Below are 18,326 nucleotides of genomic sequence, written 5' to 3'. Positions count from 1 at the left end.
TCGCCCCGGCCCTAGTGTGAATGCGCGGCGCTGCGGCCCTTGGCCGTGAGCGCGGCTTTCAGATCGAACGCCCCGGACACGACCAGCCGGTCGCCCACGGCTAGTCCGCTGGCGATCTCCACGTCGTTCATCGTCTGTTCGCCCGTGGCGACCGGCATGAACAGGAATGCGCCCTGTTCTTCGGCAGGCACGAAAACACCTTCGCGCGTATCAATCTGCTGGATGGCATCGGCGGGTACCACGACCCGGATCTTGTTCGTATCGGACGACTTGCCGCCGTCCGACGATGCGTCGATACGTGCGGTGGCGAACATGCCCGCGCGCAGCAAGCCTTGCGGATTCTCGACGATGGCTCGCACCTGGACCGTTCGGGCCTCGGCGTCCAGACGCGGCGAAACCCAGTCGATATGGCCGTTAAAGTGGGTATCCGGTAACGGGCGCACACGGAATTCGACGGTCTGACCGGTTTGTAGCCGGGGCAGATCCTGCTCGGCGGCATCGATCATCAACCACATGCGGCTGTTGTCGACGATATGGATCGGGGTTTCGTTGGCATCCAGGGTCTGGCCGGCCACCAGATCGCGACGGGCGATCACGCCCGCTCGGGGCGCGATCAGGCGCATGCGCGATAACGGCGTATCCGCGCTGTCGTCGATGGCATCGATCGCCGTATCGTCCAGGCCGTACAACCGTAGCTCCGCGCGTTCGGCGCGGCGCTCGGCCCGGGCCTGTTCGTAGGCGGCCCGGGTTTCGGCCAGATCCGAATCGCTTACGATCTGGTCGGCGGCGAGTTTACGATCCCTGGCATAGGCCGCACGGCGGGTGCGATAGCGCGCGGAGGCAGTCAGATAGGCGGCTTTCTCCTTGCCGAGTGCCACGCTGTCGAGCACCGCTAGGGTGTCGCCTTTGTCGACCGGCTGACCAAGATCCACCGCGATATCAACAACCTTGGCCTGCAGGCGCGGGCCGACCCGTGCCACGCGATCGGCATCGAACTCGACCGTGGCCGGTGCAACGATGGTGGCACCGTTACTCGCCGCGCGCGCCTGGCCGATACCGATGTCCAGTTCGGCGCGCTGCTCGGCGCTGAGCTCGACACGGTCGGGGCTGGCTTCGTGTTCGTCGTGGCCATTGTGGGCGTGCTCGCCACCCTCACCTTCGCCTTGGCCTGTGTGGGCGTGGTCGCCCTCTTCTGAATGGGCGGTCGGCGTTGCGTGGTCGGAGTCATCGGTTGCGCTATTGCAGGCGGCAAGTAGCAGCGCGGCCGCGACAATGGCCGCCCGCGTGAGGCCCGCGATGGGACTGTTGTTCGTGTTCATGCGTCGGCCTTTGTGTTGTCCATGACGATCAGCCCGCCGGTGGCGCGCTCCAGGTCGGTGGCGGCGCGTACCAGCGCGGCCAATGCGTCGAGGTAATCGCGACGGATATCGACGAGGTTGTTCTGTGCCGAGGTAATCGCGGGCGCGCCCACCTTGCCGGCGGCAAACGAGCGACGCGTGAGTTCGAGCGTGCTCTCGGCGGCATCGAGCACCGCGTCGCTGAGCAGGTCCGCGCGTTCGCGGGCCGCCCGATAGGCGCTGAGCGCGGAAAGCACCTGCAAACGCACGTCGCGCTGCAGGTTGTCGGCATCGAGACGGGCACGCGAAAGTTCGGCGCTCGCGATCTCGCGCTCGCCTTCGTAGCGGTGCAGCAACGGTAGTTCGAAGCCGATACCGCCCCCGGTAATATCGGCCCCGCCGTCGCTGCGCCCGCCGGCTTCTTCCCGATAGAAGCCGAACACGGTCAGATTGGGCACGAGTTCGCGCCTGGCCAACGACAGTTCCGTGCGGGCGGCCAACACGCGGGCGGCCGCAGCCTCCAGATCGCCGCGTTTTTTTACGGCGCGTTCGAGCAGCCGGCTTTCGTCGGGCAGCTGCAAGCGCCGAAAGGCCAATGTGCCCTCGATACGTAAACGGCGTGCCGGGTCGATCGCGAGCAGGTTTTTCAGCTGCAGGCGTGCCTGGGTGGCCGTATCACGGGCGGCGGCGGCAAATGCCCGGGCCCGCTGAAGGCCCAGCAGCGCCGCATTGGTTTCGATCCGCGTGCCGGCGCCGGCTTCGAGGCGGCGGGCCGCATAGTCATCGAGTTTTTCGTTGGTATCGACGACCCGCTCGGCGGTGGCCACCGCCTGTTCGGCCACCAGTACCGACAGAAAAGCCGCGCGTGTGCGGGCGGCGATGCTGGCGCGCAGATAGGCGGCGTCGGCACGGGCGGCAGACAGTGCATGGCCGGCGACGGCTGCGTTCAGCCCGCCCTGGCCGGCAACCCAGAACTGCTGGCTGATACGAATACCGATATCCGTAGCCGAGCCATCGGGCTGATCGCGGCGGCCGGCCTCCAGCTCCACGCGGGGATTGGACGGTACCGCGACGTCGGCATGAATCGCCTCGCCGCCAAGGCGACGGATTCGGATATCGGCGGCGCGTACCGCGGGATTATAGGTATCCGCCCAGGCCAGCGCCGCATCCAGCGTCAGGGGTTGGGGGATTTGAACGACCGCGCTGGCGCGCACGGTCGCGAACAGCAGGCACAGACCGATCACGGTCGCACCTGCCGAAAAACGACAGAAAGACATGAGCGAACCTCATCGCAATGAATCGACAGGCGCTGGCGGGCAGCGCCTCAGGCCAATGATTCAGGCGATGGGGGGATCGATCAGTGGGGCATGCGTCAGGCTTACGTACCGTTTACCAACACCACCACGAGCCGGCGTCGCTGCCGCGAAATCCGCGCCCGCCAGATCCGAACGCAGCCCCACCAGATGCGCACTGGCATGACAGCAGTGATCGCTATGGCTGGCGTGGTCGGCATCGCCGGCGCCGGTCGCCGGGTGAACGTCAAACGCCGTGGTTTCAATATGGGCATGATCGCTACCCTGCGCGGCCGGCCAATCGATATGGCCCGCCCAGGCCTGGGCGCTGATCGCCACGAAGGCAATCAGCAAAACGGCCACAAGCCGTTGCAGGGTCGGATGACGCACGATCATCCGCGGGATGCTAGCACAGGCAAACCCTGCCTACGGCGCCGCCCGGGGCCCTGCCCGCTCGCCCACGGCCGGCGCGGCGTTGTATTGTGTGCGATCATATTGCGCGTTGAGTTCGGGGCCGGCTTCCAAGCCATTCTCGTTGGCACGGCTTGTTCACTGCCATGGTGACAGGCGTTCGTGGAAGCGGCTAATGTCGAGGCACATGACAGACACTCTCATTTCTTTCACGGATCGGCGGCGCGATACCCAGCCGGTTTCGACGCCCCGGGCGCAGTGGCCGGCCTGGCCGGTCTACGGTCTGGTCGACGACCTGTTCCCGGTCATTGCCGGCTGGCATGCGCAGGGGCGAAGAGTCGCGCTGGCAACGTTGGTCGCGATCACGGGTTCCTCCCCGCGCCCGCTGGGCAGCGAAATGGCGATCAACGATCACGGCGAAATCGCGGGCTACGTATCGGGCGGCTGCGTGGAAGGCGCGGTCGCGACCCAGGCGCTGGAGGTGCTGCGAACGGGCGAGGCGGTCATGCTCGATTACGGCGCCGGCAGCCCGGTTCTGGACGTACAGCTGACCTGCGGCGGCCGTATTGGCATATTCGTGCGCGCGCTCGAAGACCAGCAGGCCTATATTCAGCGCTGGCGTGAGGCGCGTGAGCGGCGACAGCCGCTGGACGTGGCGATCGACCTGGATACCGGCACGCATCGCGCCGGCCCGCCGCAGCCTGTCGGCGACGAACGCGTATTTCAGCAGCGTTATCTGCCGCCCGCGCGGCTGGTCATCGCCGGCGGCGACCCAGTGACCCTGGCCCTGGCTCAGCTGGCGCCGAGTTTCGGCTATGACGTAGTGCTGCTGCGCCCCTACGGCCCGCCCTCCCCGCCGCCGGACGCGGTCTTGACGCATTACGACACCCGGCCTCTGGCGCGCTCACTCGAGGCGTTGGAGCTGGATGCCTTCACCGCACTCTATACGCTTACGCACGATATCGACGACGACCATGCGGCATTGGCGAAAGGGCTGGCTTCGCCGGCATTCGCGATCGGCGCGCTCGGGAGTCGAAGCAAGGCATCCGATCGCAGCGCCCGCCTACGCGCGGCCGGGTTTTCCGAGTCGGACCTGGACCGGCTGCATACGCCGGCCGGCCTGTCGATCAATGCGCGCGAGCCGCGCGAAATCGCCCTGTCGGTATTGGCCGAACTGGTCGCGCTGCGACCGCGCGTAAACGCGGCCACGGCTTGATTGGTGCCGTCGTACTCGCCGCCGGCGCGTCCACGCGCTACGGCCATCGTTCCAAACTGCTGGCGCGTTTCAGCGGGCAGCCCGTCATCACCCGCACCCTGGCAGCGGTGGACAAGCAACCGATTCGGCCCGTCGTGATCGTCACCGGCCGTCAGCCGCAGCGCCTGCGCAAAGCGATACGACAACATAGCGGCCAGGATCGACGGTATCGCTACGTGCATAACCCGAACTACCACCACGGTATGGCTCACAGTCTGCGATGCGGGCTGCGAGCGCTGCCGGCGTCGTGCCAGGCGGCCTTGATCCTGCTGGCGGACATGCCGAATCTCGAGCGGCGTACCGTGGCACGACTCTGCCGGCTGTGGCGGCCGGGGCTGGATTATGTGCGGCCAGTCTGCCGGGGCCGACCTGGGCACCCGGTGGTGGTGGCGCGCCATTTGTTCGCAGAGCTGGCCGCCCTTGCGGGCGATCAGGGCGCGAAGGCGGTGCTGGAACAGGTACCGAAAGAGCGCTATCGGGTGATCGAATCGCCCCCCGGCTGCGTACAGGATGTTGATACGCCGGCTGCGTTACGGCATGCGCAAAAGACCTTCAATCGGGCTGATAGCGAAAACCAAACCGTCTCGATTCATTCATCGTTTATGGTGTAGAAGTATCGGTGTTACCGATGCGTCCAGACGCCGTCAGCAAACAAATAAACCAGAAAAGAATATTCCACCGAGCGACGCGCCGAGCGTTGCCACAGAACTGGAGAAATCCATGAGCAACCGAGACCCCCGCGGCGGCGCCAGCGATGCTGGCGAGGCGCCCCGCAAGGGACAACCCAAGCATTCGGCCTCTCGTCGTCGTTTCATGAAGACCGTCGGCATGTCCAGCATCGCAGCTGCGACCTCGGGTGCCGGCATCGGCCAGGCATTCGCCGACGAAGGCGACGCCCCCGCCAAGGCCGACGATACGCCGGCCGCCGGCAAGACCCGGGTCAAGTTCAAGATCAACGGGCAGATGAAGCAGATCGATGTGGCCCCGAACGTGATTCTGCTGGACGCCATTCGCGACGAACTGCAGCTGACCGGCACCAAGAAAGGCTGTGACCACGGCCAGTGCGGCGCCTGTAACGTGCACGTCAACGGCACCGTGATCAATTCCTGTCTGAGCCTTGCAGTCATGCACGACGGCGACGAGATCACCACCGTCGAAGGCCTGTCCGAAAACGGCGAGCTGCATCCGATCCAGCAGGCATTTCTCGATGAAGATGCCTACCAGTGCGGCTACTGCACCGCCGGCCAGATGATGACCGCGACCTACGTGCTGGGCAGTTCGCATATCGGCGACAGCGACGATGCCGTACGCGAAGCCATGAGCGGCAATATCTGTCGCTGCGGCGCCTACAAGAACATCCTCGCGGCGGTTCAATCCACCCGCGGCAAGGTCTAGGGAGGCTGCAATGCGAAATTTCGAATATCAGAAAGCCGATAGCGTGAATGCCGCGGTCGCCGCCCACGCCGGGCAGCCGTCGTCCTTCGTGGCTGGCGGCACCACCCTGCTCGACCTGGTCAAGATCGACATCATGCAGCCCGAGCGCGTGGTCGACGTCAACGGTCTGCCGCTCTACGACGTCGAGGAACTCGACGACGGCCGGCTCAAGATCGGCGCGATGGTGAGCAATACCGATCTCGCCTATCACCCGACGGTCGTCGAAAAATATGCCGTGCTTTCCGAAGCGCTGTTGTCGGGGGCCTCCACCTCCCTGCGCAACAAGGCAACCACGGCCGGCAACGTGATGCAGCGCGTGCGCTGCCCTTATTTTCGTGACGGCGTATCGGCCTGCAACAAGCGCGAACCGGGCACGGGCTGTGCCGCGATCGGCGGCCATAACCGTAGCGTGCATGCAGTGCTGGGTACCAGCGACCAATGCATCGCCAGCCATCCCTCCGACATGTGCGTGGCCATGGCGGCCATCGGTGCAAAAGTGCTCGTGACCGGGCCGGACGGCGAACGCGAAATCGATTTCCTCGACTTCCATCTGCTGCCCGGCGATTCGCCGGAGAAAGAGCATGCGCTGGACGCCGACGAACTCATCACCCACGTGGTGCTCGATGCGCCCATCAAGGGCAGCCGTTCGACCTACCTCAAGCTGCGCGACCGCGCGTCCTACCAGTTCGCGCTGGCCTCCAGCGGCGTGATCGTGGCGACCGAGGGCAACACCATTCGCGATGCCCGTATCGCCATGGGCGGGGTCGCCACCAAGCCCTGGCGTGCCCGCGAGGCCGAACAGGCGCTGATTGGTCAGCCCGCGAATGAGCAAAGCTTCAAGAAAGCCGCCGAGATCGCTTTCAAGGGGGCCACGCCCTACGAGCACAACGCGTTCAAGATTCCGCTCGGCCAGCAGGCGGTCGTACGCAGCCTGACCAACGCCACCGCGGCCCGAGCGTAGAGGACAAACCATCATGACCGACAAGATTCAAGCCAAGATCATCGGTGCGTCCAAGCCGCGTATCGATGGTCCGCAGAAACTGCGCGGCGAAGCGATGTACGCCGCCGATCATCATCTGCCGAACATGGCCTATGCCTATGGCGTATTCAGCACCGTGGCCAGCGGCACGATCGACAACATCGATCTGTCGAAGGCCAAGCAGATGCCGGGTGTGATCGATATCTTCCATCACGATCATTTTCCCGACCTGTATCGCACCCCGAGCAGCTTTGCCCAGGAAAACAAGGTCGACGAAACCCGTCTGCCCTTCGAAGACGGCAAGGTCTATTACCCGGGCCAGTTCGTGGCCCTGGTGGTCGCGGATACGTTCGCCAACGCGCGCGCGGCCGCCTATGCGGTAAAGGTCGATTACAGCGCCGATGCCGAGCCGATCGCCACCCTCAGCCAGGCACTGGAGCGCGGCGACGAGCCCAAGAAAGCCGACTCCAGCGGCCACAGCCGAGGCAACCCGGACAGCGCGTTCGAGTCGGCGACCAACCGGATCGACGTCACCTACGTGACTCCCATGGAAACTCATAACCCCATGGAAATGCATGCCAGCACGGCCAGCTGGGAAAACGGCGACCTGGTGCTGTATGAGGCCTCGCAGGGCGTGATCTTCGCGCGCAATGTCATGGCCAAGGTGTTCGGCCTGGCGCCCGAGCGCGTCGAGGTACGCTCGCCGTTCATCGGCTCCGGTTTTGGCAGCAAGCTCTGGATCTGGCCGCATGCGATCGCGGCGGCTGCCGTGGCTCGCGAGGTGGGCCGGCCGGTGCAGCTGGTGGTTCCGCGCCAGCAGATGTTCACCACCACCGGCCATCGCCCGCCCACGCAGCAGCAGATTCGTATTGGCGCCGACAACAACGGCAAGCTCACTGCCCTGACCCATGACTCGATCAACACCACGTCGATGGTCGATACCTATGTGGAAACCACGGGCAGCTGCACGAAGAGCCTGTACGACTGCGAAAACCTGCGGGTAAGCCATGCCACCGTCGGCGCCAACCACGGCACGCCGACCTCCATGCGCGCGCCGGGGGCGGCGCCGGGCCTGTTTGCGCTCGAATCGGCCATGGATGAAATGGCGGAAAAGCTGAATATGGATCCGCTCGAATTTCGCAAGGCGAACTACACCGAGCGCGACCAGAGCATGGACCTGCCCTTCTCCAGCATCCACCTGATGGAAGCTTTTGAAAAAGGTGCGGAAAAGTTCGGCTGGGCAAAGCGCAATCACGAGGTGGGCTCGATGCGCGACGGCGAGGAAATCCTCGGCTGGGGCATGGCCGCCTGCAACTGGGAAGCGCTGAAGATGAACTGCGATGCGCGGGTTTCGCTGCGTGCCGACGGCACGGCGTATGCCTCCTGTGCAACCCAGGATATCGGCACCGGCACCTATACCATCGTGGCCCAGGCCGTGTCGTCGATCACCGGTATTGCCCTCGACAAGATCGAGGTCGAGCTGGGCGACTCGAGCTATCCGAGCGGCCCGGTTTCCGGCGGTTCCTGGGCAACGGCCACCACCCTGCCCGCCATCGCCGAGGCCACGCGATCCGCCATCGAAGCGCTGAAAAGCTATGCCACCGGCGACGGCGGCGCCTTCGCGGGCACCAAGGCCGACGATCTGAGCTTCGACGACGGCAAGCTCAGCGACTCCAATGGCAAGTCGGTCGCTTATACCGACGTGCTCGGTCAGCTCAAACTGGCCAATGCCGATGGCGAGGCCCATACGCCGGGCGCCCCCCAGGGCGAATATTCCTTTCGCTCCTTCGGCGCGCATTTCGTCGAAGTCCGCTGGGACCCGGGTATCTCCCGCCTGCGGGTGTCCCGTGTGGTGAGCGCCATCGACGTGGGCCAGATCATCAACGAAAAGACCTCGGCTAATCAGGTCGAAGGGGCCATTGCCATGGGTATCGGCATGGCGTTGTTCGAGAACACCGAGTACGACGAACGCTCGGGGTTGCCGGTCAACAACAACTATGCCGAGTATCTGGTGCCGGTCCATGCGGACCAGCCGGATTCCGTTGACGTGATCCTGCTCGACCATCCGGACTATGCCTTCAACGAGTTCGGTGCCCGTGGCATTGGCGAAATCGGTATCACCGGCATGGCAGCAGCGGTGGCCAATGCCGTGCACCATGCCACCGGCAAGCGTATCCGCGAGCTGCCGATTCGTCTTGAAGAGCTGATGAACGCATAGCGGGAAGCGCTCTGCGCGAAGGGCGGCTGCGGCCGCCCTTCGTGTTTCTGCCCGCGCCCCGTCGATTCATCAACTTTATTCGCCTCTCGCGTTAAACCTTTGTGCCGGAACGATGTCTCAGGGGCATCGCTGCTGGCTATGAACAAGGCTTAACGTGACGATGGACGTATTGATCATCGAATCCGACGATCGCCGGGCGATCGATATCGGCGATTACCTGAGCAGTCGGGGTGACGACCCGGATTTCGCCTCCGACGGCGCCCTGGCCATTCGCCTGTGCGACGCACATCGCTACGACGCAGTCATTCTCGACCCCGACCCGCCCCGGGTCGACGGCGATGGCCTGTGCACCCGGCTGCGTGCCGGCCTCGGCTCGGGCCCGCCGATAATCGTTCTCTCCGGCAACGGCCGCGCGCCGCGTGCACCGATCGAGAATATTGAAAATTGCGTACTGGCCTCCAACGAGCTGCCCGATCTGTACGCACGTCTCGAATCCGCCGTGCACTACAAACGGCGCCGGCTCAAATCGGTTGGCAGCGCCGCCCTGCAGCTCGACCCGGACCTGGGCGTGGCCCACTGCGCCGGCGAAACCGTACCGCTTGCCCCGACGAGCTATCGCATTCTCGAACTGCTGGTGCAGGCACACCCCGATATCGTGCTGCGCGAAACGATCGAGAACGCGGTCTGGCCCGAATGCCGACCGGCGTCGGAAGCCGCCCTGCGTGGCCACGTGCACAGGCTGCGCCAGTTGCTGGCCGAAGTCGGCGGCGAGTCGCTGATTCGCACCGTACGCGGCGTGGGCTATCGCTTGAGCGACGCCGTTTAACCGCGCCTCAGCCCGCGGCCGAGGCGAGCAACGCCCACGGCATATCCAGACAGCACGGTTCGCGGCTTAAAAGCGCGTACTTCTCCATGCGGCGGCCAAGCCACGTTTGCGCCTTTCGACCCGATCGGTGCAATGTAATCTGGCGCCTGTACAAGAAATAAACATGGAGGAGACCGATGCGATATACCCTGCCCCTGCTGGTGGCGGGCGGGCTGTGCCTGCCGCTGTCCGCGCTCGCCAACAAAACCCCTGCCCATGATTACCCGACCCAGGCACGGGTCGAATATGTCTACGAATGCATGAACCGCCTCGGTGGCGAGAACTACGACACCCTCTACAAATGCGCCTGCAGCATCGACCGTATTGCCGATGAGCTGCCCTATGACGAGTACGTCACCCTGGACACCTACCAGCGCGGGCAGAATGCGGCGGGCGAACGCCCCGAGGTCTTGCGGGAGGGTTCGATCGCGCGGGACAGCCGAAGCCAACTCGCGGCGGTCAAGGCCCGGGCCAACCAGCAATGCATGATCGAAACGGAAAAAGACACGAACGACTGAGACGTCGCGCGTTTTAGCGGCCGATTGCTATAGACCTTGGTCGTACTCAACCCCCTGTAATTCCGACATTTATGCTGCATCGCAGCGCGCCGCCGGCCTGGCGGGGCGCAAGCGGCTTAACGCAGGCCTATGAGCAATTCGGCGAATGCTGCCTACGTGTGCGTGGACGTCGCATGGCGCGTGTCGATAGGGCGGTCCGGTTTCGCAAGTCTTGCCGCGCGGGCATTCGCCGACACCGGGAAAAACTCGCGTACTTCAAGATCGGGAAGCATTGCCTTGCAGAGTTGATTTGCGCCAGATCGCACCCCGTTGACGCTATCCCGGTGCCGTGCTATCGAAACCGTGAGGGGATAGACCGGACGCAGCGTTCGTAAAAGCCCCATTCGGCACGGCCAGACCCGTATAAAAAACAGTGGCCGCTGCCTCATAAAAATACGTGACGGAGGAGAAACGTCGTGAAACTACAACCCGCCAAGGGGGCTCTACGCCTGGCAACGGCTGCGGTAGCCGTATCCTCGCTGCTGGGGCCCGGCCTTGTCTTCGCCCAGAACGACAACGCCGGCAAAAACAACAACGGCTCGACAAACCAAAGCAATCAATCGCAATCGACCGACCTGGTCGAAATGCAGAAGAACCCCGATAACTGGATCATGTGGAGCGGCCAGTACAACGGCCAGCGCTACAGCGAACTCGATCAGATCAACACCGAAAACGCCGGCCAGCTCGCACCGGCGTGGACGTTCTCGACCGGCGTACTGCGCGGTCATGAAGGCGGGCCGCTGGTCAAGGGCGACACGATGTACATATCGACGCCCTTCCCCAACAAGGTCTTCGCGATCGATCTGGAAACCCACGCCATCAAGTGGAAGTACGAACCCGTCCAGGATCCGCGCGTCATTCCGGTGATGTGTTGCGATACCGTCAACCGTGGCCTGGCCTACGGCGACGGCAAGATATTCCTTCAGCAGGCGGATACCACCCTCGTGGCTCTCGATGCCGACAGCGGGAAGGTGGTCTGGAAGAGCGTGAACGGCAATCCGAGCAAGGGCCAGACCGCCACCAACGCCCCGCTCGTGGTCAAGGACAAGGTGATTACCGGTATTTCCGGCGGCGAGTTCGGCGTTCGCGGTTATCTGACCGCCTACAACATCGACGACGGCAAGCTCGCCTGGCGTGCCTACAGCACCGGCCCGGACGACACCATGCTCATCGATCCGAACAAGACGATCGATGCGATCACCCAGAAGCCGGTCGGCAAGGACTCGAGCCTGAAGAGCTGGGAAGGCGATCAGTGGAAGATCGGCGGTGGCACCACCTGGGGCTGGTTCACCTACGACCCCGACCTCGACCTGCTCTACTACGGCACCGGCAACCCCGGTACCTGGAATCCGACGCAGCGCCCGGGTGACAACAAGTATTCCATGACCCTCTTCGCCCGCGATCCGGATACCGGCGAGGCGAAATGGCTCTACCAGATGACCCCGCACGACGAATGGGACTATGACGGGGTCAACGAAAAGATCCTCGTGGATCAGGAAATCGACGGCAAGCAGCGCAAGCTCGTCGTGCATTTCGATCGCAACGGCTTCGCCTATACACAGGACCGTACCAACGGCGAGCTTCTGGTGGCCAAGAAATACGACCCGGCCGTTAACTGGGCCAGCGAAATCGATATGGAAACAGGCCGGCCGAAGCTGGTGTCCGAATACTCCACCGACGGCAAGGTCAACCAGAACGTCACCAATATCTGCCCGGCCGCGCTCGGCTCGAAGGATCAGCAGCCGGCCTCCTATTCGCCGAAGACCGGCCTGTTCTACGTGCCCACCAACCATGTCTGCATGGACTACGAGCCGTCGAAGGTGGATTACACCGCCGGCCAGCCGTACGTCGGTTCGACCGTTGCCATGTACCCGGGGCCCAACGATATCGTCAACCCGGTCAAGGAGTTCGAAGGCAAGCGTATGGGTACCTTCATCGCCTTTGATGCCACCACCGGCGAAATCAAATGGTCGGTACCCGAGCGCTTCTCGGTATGGAGCGGCGCCCTGGCGACCGCCGGCGACGTGGTCTTCTACGGCACGCTCGAAGGCTATCTCAAGGCTATCGACGCCAAGACCGGCGAGGAGCTGTACAGCTTCAAGACCCCGTCCGGCATCATCGGCAACGTCAACACCTGGAAATACGACGGCAAACAGTATGTCGGCGTGCTCTCGGGCATCGGCGGCTGGGCCGGTATCGGCATGGCGGCGGGTCTGACCGATCCGAACGCCGGCCTCGGCGCCGTGGGTGGCTATAAGGACCTCAAGAACTTCACCCAGCTGGGCGGTGTTCTGACGGTATTCACCCTGCCCGACGCCGTCGCAGAAAAAGCGCGTACCAGCGAAAAAGTCGCGTCCAAGTAACGCGTATTGGTATGCCTTAACCGCCCGTATCCGTTGTGCTTGTCGCTCGACGGGTACGGGCTTTTTCTTGGCCGCCACGCGGCTCAAGGTGCAATCGAGGAGATTCCTATGACCCCCTTTCGCCAGACGATCGCCGTATCGCTCGTCGCCCTGGCCAGTCTCGGGCTGGGCGCATCCGCGCTCGCCGCCGACGATGGCCCGATCGTGAACGATTACAGCAACATGGGCGCCGAATACAGCCCTTCCGACGACAGTAGCAAGAACGACGCTCCGCAGACCGCGGACCAGAGCAGCAACCGGTCGAGCGACGTGGATCAAGCCTCGCAACAGGCCGCGAACGACGGCGAACTCTACAAGGTCGACTGTACGGGCAGCGATTGCAAGGTCAGCAAGAACGTCATGGTCGGCTACGAGAAGTTCGGCAGCCACTGTGCCCAGTGCCATGCTCAGAACGCCGAAGGCAGCACGTTTGCGCCCAGCCTGGTGCAACGCCTCAAGGGCATGAACCAGGGGCGTTTCACCGCGGCCGTGGCCGGCGGCGTCACGCGACTGGATTCGACCACCGGCCAGTACAGCGTGATGCCGGCCTGGGCCAATAACGAAGACGTGATGAACAACGTGCAGAACATCTGGGCGTTCCTCAAGGCGCGCTCCGATGGCGAACTGCCGGCCGGCCGCCCCACGCCGATGGACGACAAGAGCTGATCGACCGTGGCGCGATCGTTTCTGCCGACTTGCCTGGCCGTTTTCCTGCTGGCGGGTAGCGCTGCGGCAGCGGCGCCCACGATGCCCGCATTCGCGGTCGAGCAGATCGCGGACGGCGTATTCGTCCATCAGGGCCTGCAGGCCGAGGCCGACGATCGCAACCATGGCGATATCGGCAATCTGGGCTTCGTGATCGGCGACGATTGCGTCGCCGTGATCGATACCGGCGGCAGTCCGAGCGTCGGCCGCGCGTTGAGGCGCGCGATCGAGGTACGGACGTCGCTGCCGGTCTGCTACGTGATCAATACCCATATGCATCCCGATCACATTTTCGGCAACGCCGCCTTTGCCGATACGGGCGCACGCTTTGTAGCGGCCGCGGGTTTCACGCAAGCCCTCGCCGCACGGCGTACGACCTATCTTGAGCGCGCAGAGCGCACGCTCGGCGTGGCAACCAACGACGGCTGGCTCGTCATGCCCGGCGACACGGTCGTCGAGCGCATGCGAATCGATCTGGGCGGTCGGTATCTGGCGCTCACCGCATGGGCCGATGCGCATACCGATAACGATCTCACCGTAGTCGACGAATCCAGCCGGACCCTGTTCACCGGCGATCTGCTGTTCATCGACCGTGTGCCGGCAATCGATGCCAGCGTGACCGGCTGGCTTGACGCAATCGAGTCGCTTGCCCAGCACGCCGCCGATATTGCTCATGTGGTGCCCGGCCACGGCCCGGTCGGAGAACAGTTGAACGCGATGCTCGCCCCGCAGACGCGCTATCTGAAGGCGATTCGCGACCAGGTTCGAAGCGCGATCGATGAGGGTTATGGCCTTGCCTATACGACCGCGCATGTCGCGCGCGCAGAACGTGATCGTTGGCTGCTGTTTGACGACTATCACGCGCGCAACGTCACGGCCGCCTACACGGAACTGGAATGGCAATGACCCTCAAGCCCGAATGCAACACGACGAGACAACGCAGCCCGGCCCAGCCATGGACCTGTGCCCCTGCGATGGTCGGCAGGCTGTGGCTCGCGACGGTATGCCTGATCCTGTCTATGAGTACGGCCACAGCCGACGTGCAACGCCGCGATCAGGACGAAGCGGCATGGAAGAGTCTGCGCGCCGAGTATTTCGGCGACCGTGCGATTGCCGACGGCCAGGATGTGGTTACGCTCGATGCGCCTTACCGCGCAGAAGACCCGGCCGTGGTGCCGATCACGATCAGCGACCTCCGAGCGGGGACCGACGAACCGCCGATCCGCAAGCTGTGGCTGGTAATCGACAACAACCCGGTGCCGATGTCGGCGCAATTCGAATTCGGCCCGGCGGCGGGTTCGGCCACCATCGCCCTGCGCGTCCGGGTGAATTCCTATACCTATATGCGCGTGCTTGCCGAGAGCAGCGATGGCCAGCTTTATATGGTCAAACGCTATGTGAAAGCCAGCGGCGGCTGCTCGGCGCCAATCGGCCGCGATCTGAATGCGGCCCGCCAGAATATGGGCGAGATGCGCCTTCGCCGTGTACGGATCGACGATGGCGATGAAACACGAAGCCAGCTCATGATCCGGCATCCGAATATCACCGGGCTGCAGATGGATCAGCTCACACGCCTGGTCGAACCGGCCCATTTCGTCGATGCGATCACCCTGCGCAAGGGCGATGCGCTGGTACTGGATTCGACGATGACCTTTTCGCTGAGCGCCAACCCCAGCCTGCAGTTCGATGTGGCCCGGAATGCCGCCGGCGAACTCACCGCCGAGGTGCAGGACAACAAGGGCAACCAGTTTCGCCAGACCTGGCCGGCCGACGCCGGCGCGAGCCAGGCAAAGACGACCGACGATGGAACTATCCGATGAACACTCACACTCGATTTTCTTACCGACTGGGGCGCACCGCGCTGGCCACCCTGCTTGCGCTGGGCGTGGCCCTACCGGCATTGGCGCAGCGCAGCCGTACCGTCGAAAACCCCGCCGCCGAAGCGCTGCGGGTCTGTGCCGACCCGAGCAACATGCCGTTCTCCAATGAAGCAGGCGAAGGCTTCGAGAACCGTATCGCCAACCTGTTCGGTGAACAACTGGGCGTGCCGGTGGAATACACCTGGATGCCCGAGCAGATGGGTTTCGGCCGCAACACGCTCAAACGCTGGCTGCCCGACGAGAATCGCTATGCCTGCGATCTGATCATCAGCGTGGGTAGCGCATTCGAAGTCGGCAAGACCACCCGACCCTATTACCGCTCCACCTATACCCTGGCCTATCTCAAGGGCCACGGCCTGGATACGATCGAACGTCCCGACGATCTGCTCGACCTGCCCCAGGCGCAAAGAGACGATTTGCGGATCGGTGTATTCACCGGCTCGCCGGCCGGCGACTGGATCATCCAGCACGGCATGATCGGTCAGATCGTCAGCTACCGCGCCCAATCCGGCGGTTACGACGTTGACCCCGCGGATATGGTGGCCAAGGACCTCGTCAACGGCGATATCGATATCGCCGTGGTCTGGGGCCCGATCGCCGGCTACTACGCCGAAAAGATCGATACGGCCGATATCGCCGTCGTGCCCTTCACCCGCGAAGACGGGCCGACGTTCGACTTCCCCGTATCGATGGGCGTGCGCTATGGCAACGACCAATGGTTGCACACCGTGCAGCAGCTGATCGACGACAACCATGCTGCAATCGACGCCATTCTCGACGACTACGGCGTACCCCGGGTGCCGCTGCGCGAAGTCGATCGCCAGGTTCAGGAAGACGACGATGATTAAAGCGCCTGCACATTTTCGCCAAACGCTGCGATGCGCATGCATGGCGCTGCTATGGCTGGCTGGCACGACCGTATCGGCGGCACCACAGGCCGAGCGCGATGCCACCGAACAGCACGACTTCTCGCAGGCGAACCGGCTGTTGTTCATGACCGACCATCTGCAGGGCGTAGAAACGCCCGCGGTTCTCGAGTATGCGTTTGCCCACCGTGAGAAGGACAACGACCGAGATTACGACGACCGAGTCACGCTCAACATCACCGACGGTGCGCAAGCCGGCAAGCATGTGGCCATCGACTTTCTCAGCGGCGAGCGTCATCGCTACATGCCGGACGTCGACAACGCCCGCGGCAATCCGGTCATCATGATGTTTTTGCAAAACGACGTGTCGACACTTGCCCAGCAGACCGGCGGGAGCTGGCGATACTTTCAACGACGGGTGAAGTTCGCGCTGCAGGATTCGGCGTCAGTGACCGAATCCACCGCCGACTATGGCGGCAGCGAGGTCGCCGTGCAGCGGATCGAACTCGAACCCTACGCCGAGGCGCAAGGCCATCGCGAGAAGATGGCGGAGGCGGTGAAGCGCCATTACAGCTTCGTTCTCTCCGATGCGGTGCCGGGCGGCATACTGGAGATGCGCGCAAGCACACCCACGGCGGATGGCCGTGGCGAAACGCTCGATCGAATTACGCTCCTGCCGGCCGAGCGCAACGCGCCGAAGACGCCGTGACCTGCAAGCGGGCCGTGCAGGTACTCCTGGCGGCGCTGATCGCGGCGGCATGCGGAGTCGGCATGGCGGGCCCGCCCACGGCGGACTCGCCCCGCACGCTGCTGATGCTGCCGTTCGATATGGTCGATTCCAGCCTGCAGGGCGAAATGAACCACGGCCCGCTCGAAGCCGATATGGCCCGTCTGGAGCGCACTCAGGGCGTCGTACGACGCGCCTTATCAGACCGCGACGAGTTCCGCCTCGTCGATGCCGCGCCGGTCACTGAGGATATTGCCCAGGCTCGACAAAGCTATCGTTATCTATACGAGTGCAACGGCTGCGAAATCGATCTCGGCCGGGCCGCGGGCGCCGAGCTGGTACTCACCGGCTGGGTGCAGAAAGTCAGCAACCTGATCATTAATATCAATGCCACGCTTTACGACGTACAGCGCGGCAAGGCGATCGCGGGCGCCTCGGTGGATATGCGCGGAAATACCGATCGCACCTGGCGTGCCGCCGCCCTCTATCTGGTCCACCATAGCCTGCCGGCAAATTATCACGCCCGTCAGGCTGCGCGTAACGAGCAGCGCTGATCGTGGCCGGGTTCAGCCGGGATCGACCGGGGCGACCATGGGGGCGACAGCAGCGTCGATGATCTGTCGAAGCTGAGTGTTGATTTGCGTGGCCAACGTATTGAAACGATCGAAATCGGTTGTCGTTGGCAATAACAGCGTGGCGACATGGATACGCTCGTTGTTTTCGAAGATCGCGATACGACAGGGCATATACAGGATCAGGCTCGGTTCGATTTCGATCACACGACGCGCATATTCGAGGTTGCAGAAGTGCACGATCGTGGCATCGCCGAATTGGGCATGCCCGCGGCGGCGTACGGCGTCGCCGATATCGTTGCGACCGACCAGGGCGAAATTGTGCTGGCCGATCGACTGCTCGAGATCGAGCACGACATCCACAAACGCCTTATCCGCCGGCGCCGTTCGATCGTATCGTGCACGCTCGCTCGCGCCGGCGGCAGACGCGATACCAAGCGCCACCAGCAAGAGCAGACGAGCAGGAAAAACGATTGCGCGCATCAAGCGAATCTATCACGGCGCGCGGGTTAGTTACTCATGATAGACGTATAGGCGCGCTGCCTGGCGAACATGTGATGACGCCGTTTGCGTCGCGCGCAGGTCACGCCCTATCGGTCTCCCCCGCTTTTCGAGTTACGAAGTGGCGTCGACGAGCCGCGCAAATCAGTTTTTCCGACGCGCGTCGACAAGCACATACCCGATCCGCTCGGTAGCGCCTGCGATCCCGGGCGCAGGCGCGACTGCTGAGAGCTGCGTTTTCGGTGTATCGCCCCGGCGGGCATTCGCGCCCACGCCGGGGCACAGACATACCCGGGCGGACGCAACAAGCGCCCAATGCCGAGGG

Annotated in this window: 18 protein-coding genes; 14 read left to right on the top strand and 4 right to left on the bottom strand. The window is 63.7% G+C overall.

From position 1 onward, the window contains the following. Positions 1 to 11: 11 nt before the first annotated feature. From CMN27_RS06955 to CMN27_RS06945, 3 genes are read right to left on the bottom strand one after another with little or no spacing between them, the layout of a single operon-like run. Positions 12 to 1,319 (bottom strand): efflux RND transporter periplasmic adaptor subunit, encoded by a 1,308-nt coding sequence (locus CMN27_RS06955; protein WP_293625064.1) that lies wholly within the window; start codon positions 1,317 to 1,319, stop codon positions 12 to 14. Further along, entirely contained in the window at positions 1,316 to 2,614 is a 1,299-nt protein-coding gene (locus tag CMN27_RS06950; RefSeq protein WP_293625063.1) for a TolC family protein, read from the bottom strand. The genes CMN27_RS06955 and CMN27_RS06950 overlap by 4 nt, the downstream gene beginning before the upstream one ends. A gap of 60 nt (positions 2,615 to 2,674) precedes the next feature. Beyond that, on the bottom strand, positions 2,675 to 3,019 hold the full coding sequence (locus CMN27_RS06945; RefSeq protein WP_293625062.1) for a hypothetical protein: 345 nt from the start codon (positions 3,017 to 3,019) through the stop codon (positions 2,675 to 2,677). A gap of 208 nt (positions 3,020 to 3,227) precedes the next feature. Between CMN27_RS06945 and CMN27_RS06940 the strand changes: the two genes are divergently transcribed. The 14 genes from CMN27_RS06940 (at position 3,228) to CMN27_RS06875 (ending at position 17,482) form a co-directional block, all read left to right on the top strand. Further along, complete coding sequence (locus tag CMN27_RS06940; RefSeq protein ID WP_293625061.1) at positions 3,228 to 4,256, top strand: XdhC family protein; 1,029 nt, start codon at positions 3,228 to 3,230, stop codon at positions 4,254 to 4,256. Beyond that, positions 4,253 to 4,906 (top strand): nucleotidyltransferase family protein, encoded by a 654-nt coding sequence (locus CMN27_RS06935; RefSeq protein ID WP_293625060.1) that lies wholly within the window; start codon positions 4,253 to 4,255, stop codon positions 4,904 to 4,906. The genes CMN27_RS06940 and CMN27_RS06935 overlap by 4 nt, the downstream gene beginning before the upstream one ends. A gap of 109 nt (positions 4,907 to 5,015) precedes the next feature. Further along, positions 5,016 to 5,690 carry a (2Fe-2S)-binding protein gene (locus tag CMN27_RS06930; protein ID WP_293625059.1) on the top strand — a complete coding sequence of 225 codons (675 nt, stop codon included), beginning with the start codon at positions 5,016 to 5,018 and terminating at the stop codon, positions 5,688 to 5,690. Between the two features lie 10 nt (positions 5,691 to 5,700). Then, positions 5,701 to 6,690 (top strand): xanthine dehydrogenase family protein subunit M, encoded by a 990-nt coding sequence (locus CMN27_RS06925; RefSeq protein WP_293625058.1) that lies wholly within the window; start codon positions 5,701 to 5,703, stop codon positions 6,688 to 6,690. A 25-nt stretch (positions 6,691 to 6,715) separates the two neighbouring features. Beyond that, positions 6,716 to 8,926, top strand: coding sequence for a xanthine dehydrogenase family protein molybdopterin-binding subunit (locus CMN27_RS06920; RefSeq protein ID WP_366515419.1), 2,211 nt, complete (start codon positions 6,716 to 6,718; stop codon positions 8,924 to 8,926). Positions 8,927 to 9,086: 160 nt separating this feature from the next. Further along, entirely contained in the window at positions 9,087 to 9,752 is a 666-nt protein-coding gene (locus CMN27_RS06915; protein ID WP_293625056.1) for a response regulator transcription factor, read from the top strand. A 176-nt stretch (positions 9,753 to 9,928) separates the two neighbouring features. Beyond that, positions 9,929 to 10,309, top strand: a complete 381-nt coding sequence (locus tag CMN27_RS06910; protein WP_293625055.1) for a hypothetical protein — start codon at positions 9,929 to 9,931, stop codon at positions 10,307 to 10,309. Between the two features lie 521 nt (positions 10,310 to 10,830). After that, complete coding sequence (locus CMN27_RS06905; RefSeq protein ID WP_366515418.1) at positions 10,831 to 12,711, top strand: methanol/ethanol family PQQ-dependent dehydrogenase; 1,881 nt, start codon at positions 10,831 to 10,833, stop codon at positions 12,709 to 12,711. A 108-nt stretch (positions 12,712 to 12,819) separates the two neighbouring features. Continuing rightward, the gene (locus CMN27_RS06900; RefSeq protein WP_293625053.1) at positions 12,820 to 13,416 is read left to right on the top strand and encodes a cytochrome C; all 597 of its coding nucleotides are present in this window, start codon (positions 12,820 to 12,822) and stop codon (positions 13,414 to 13,416) included. 6 nt (positions 13,417 to 13,422) lie between these two features. Continuing rightward, positions 13,423 to 14,361, top strand: coding sequence for a quinoprotein relay system zinc metallohydrolase 2 (locus tag CMN27_RS06895; protein WP_293625052.1), 939 nt, complete (start codon positions 13,423 to 13,425; stop codon positions 14,359 to 14,361). A 113-nt stretch (positions 14,362 to 14,474) separates the two neighbouring features. Beyond that, the gene (locus CMN27_RS06890; protein ID WP_293625051.1) at positions 14,475 to 15,275 is read left to right on the top strand and encodes a quinoprotein dehydrogenase-associated SoxYZ-like carrier; all 801 of its coding nucleotides are present in this window, start codon (positions 14,475 to 14,477) and stop codon (positions 15,273 to 15,275) included. Then, the gene (locus CMN27_RS06885) at positions 15,272 to 16,183 is read left to right on the top strand and encodes a quinoprotein dehydrogenase-associated putative ABC transporter substrate-binding protein (RefSeq protein ID WP_293625050.1); all 912 of its coding nucleotides are present in this window, start codon (positions 15,272 to 15,274) and stop codon (positions 16,181 to 16,183) included. The genes CMN27_RS06890 and CMN27_RS06885 overlap by 4 nt, the downstream gene beginning before the upstream one ends. Beyond that, a complete protein-coding gene (locus CMN27_RS06880; RefSeq protein WP_293625049.1) occupies positions 16,089 to 16,910 on the top strand; it encodes a hypothetical protein in 822 nt (273 codons plus the stop codon). The genes CMN27_RS06885 and CMN27_RS06880 overlap by 95 nt, the downstream gene beginning before the upstream one ends. A gap of 62 nt (positions 16,911 to 16,972) precedes the next feature. Beyond that, a complete protein-coding gene (locus CMN27_RS06875) occupies positions 16,973 to 17,482 on the top strand; it encodes a DUF3280 domain-containing protein (protein WP_293625048.1) in 510 nt (169 codons plus the stop codon). 12 nt (positions 17,483 to 17,494) lie between these two features. On the opposite strand, the gene CMN27_RS06870 is transcribed toward CMN27_RS06875, so the two are convergent. After that, positions 17,495 to 17,983 carry a DUF302 domain-containing protein gene (locus CMN27_RS06870; protein ID WP_293625047.1) on the bottom strand — a complete coding sequence of 163 codons (489 nt, stop codon included), beginning with the start codon at positions 17,981 to 17,983 and terminating at the stop codon, positions 17,495 to 17,497. Between the last annotated feature and the right edge of the window lie 343 nt (positions 17,984 to 18,326).

Source organism: Salinisphaera sp. (genome assembly GCF_002729955.1).
Taxonomy (GTDB): Bacteria; Pseudomonadota; Gammaproteobacteria; order Nevskiales; family Salinisphaeraceae; genus Salinisphaera.
The sequence above is the reverse complement of the archived record's forward strand: the minus strand, read 5'-3'. Positions and strand labels throughout refer to the sequence as shown.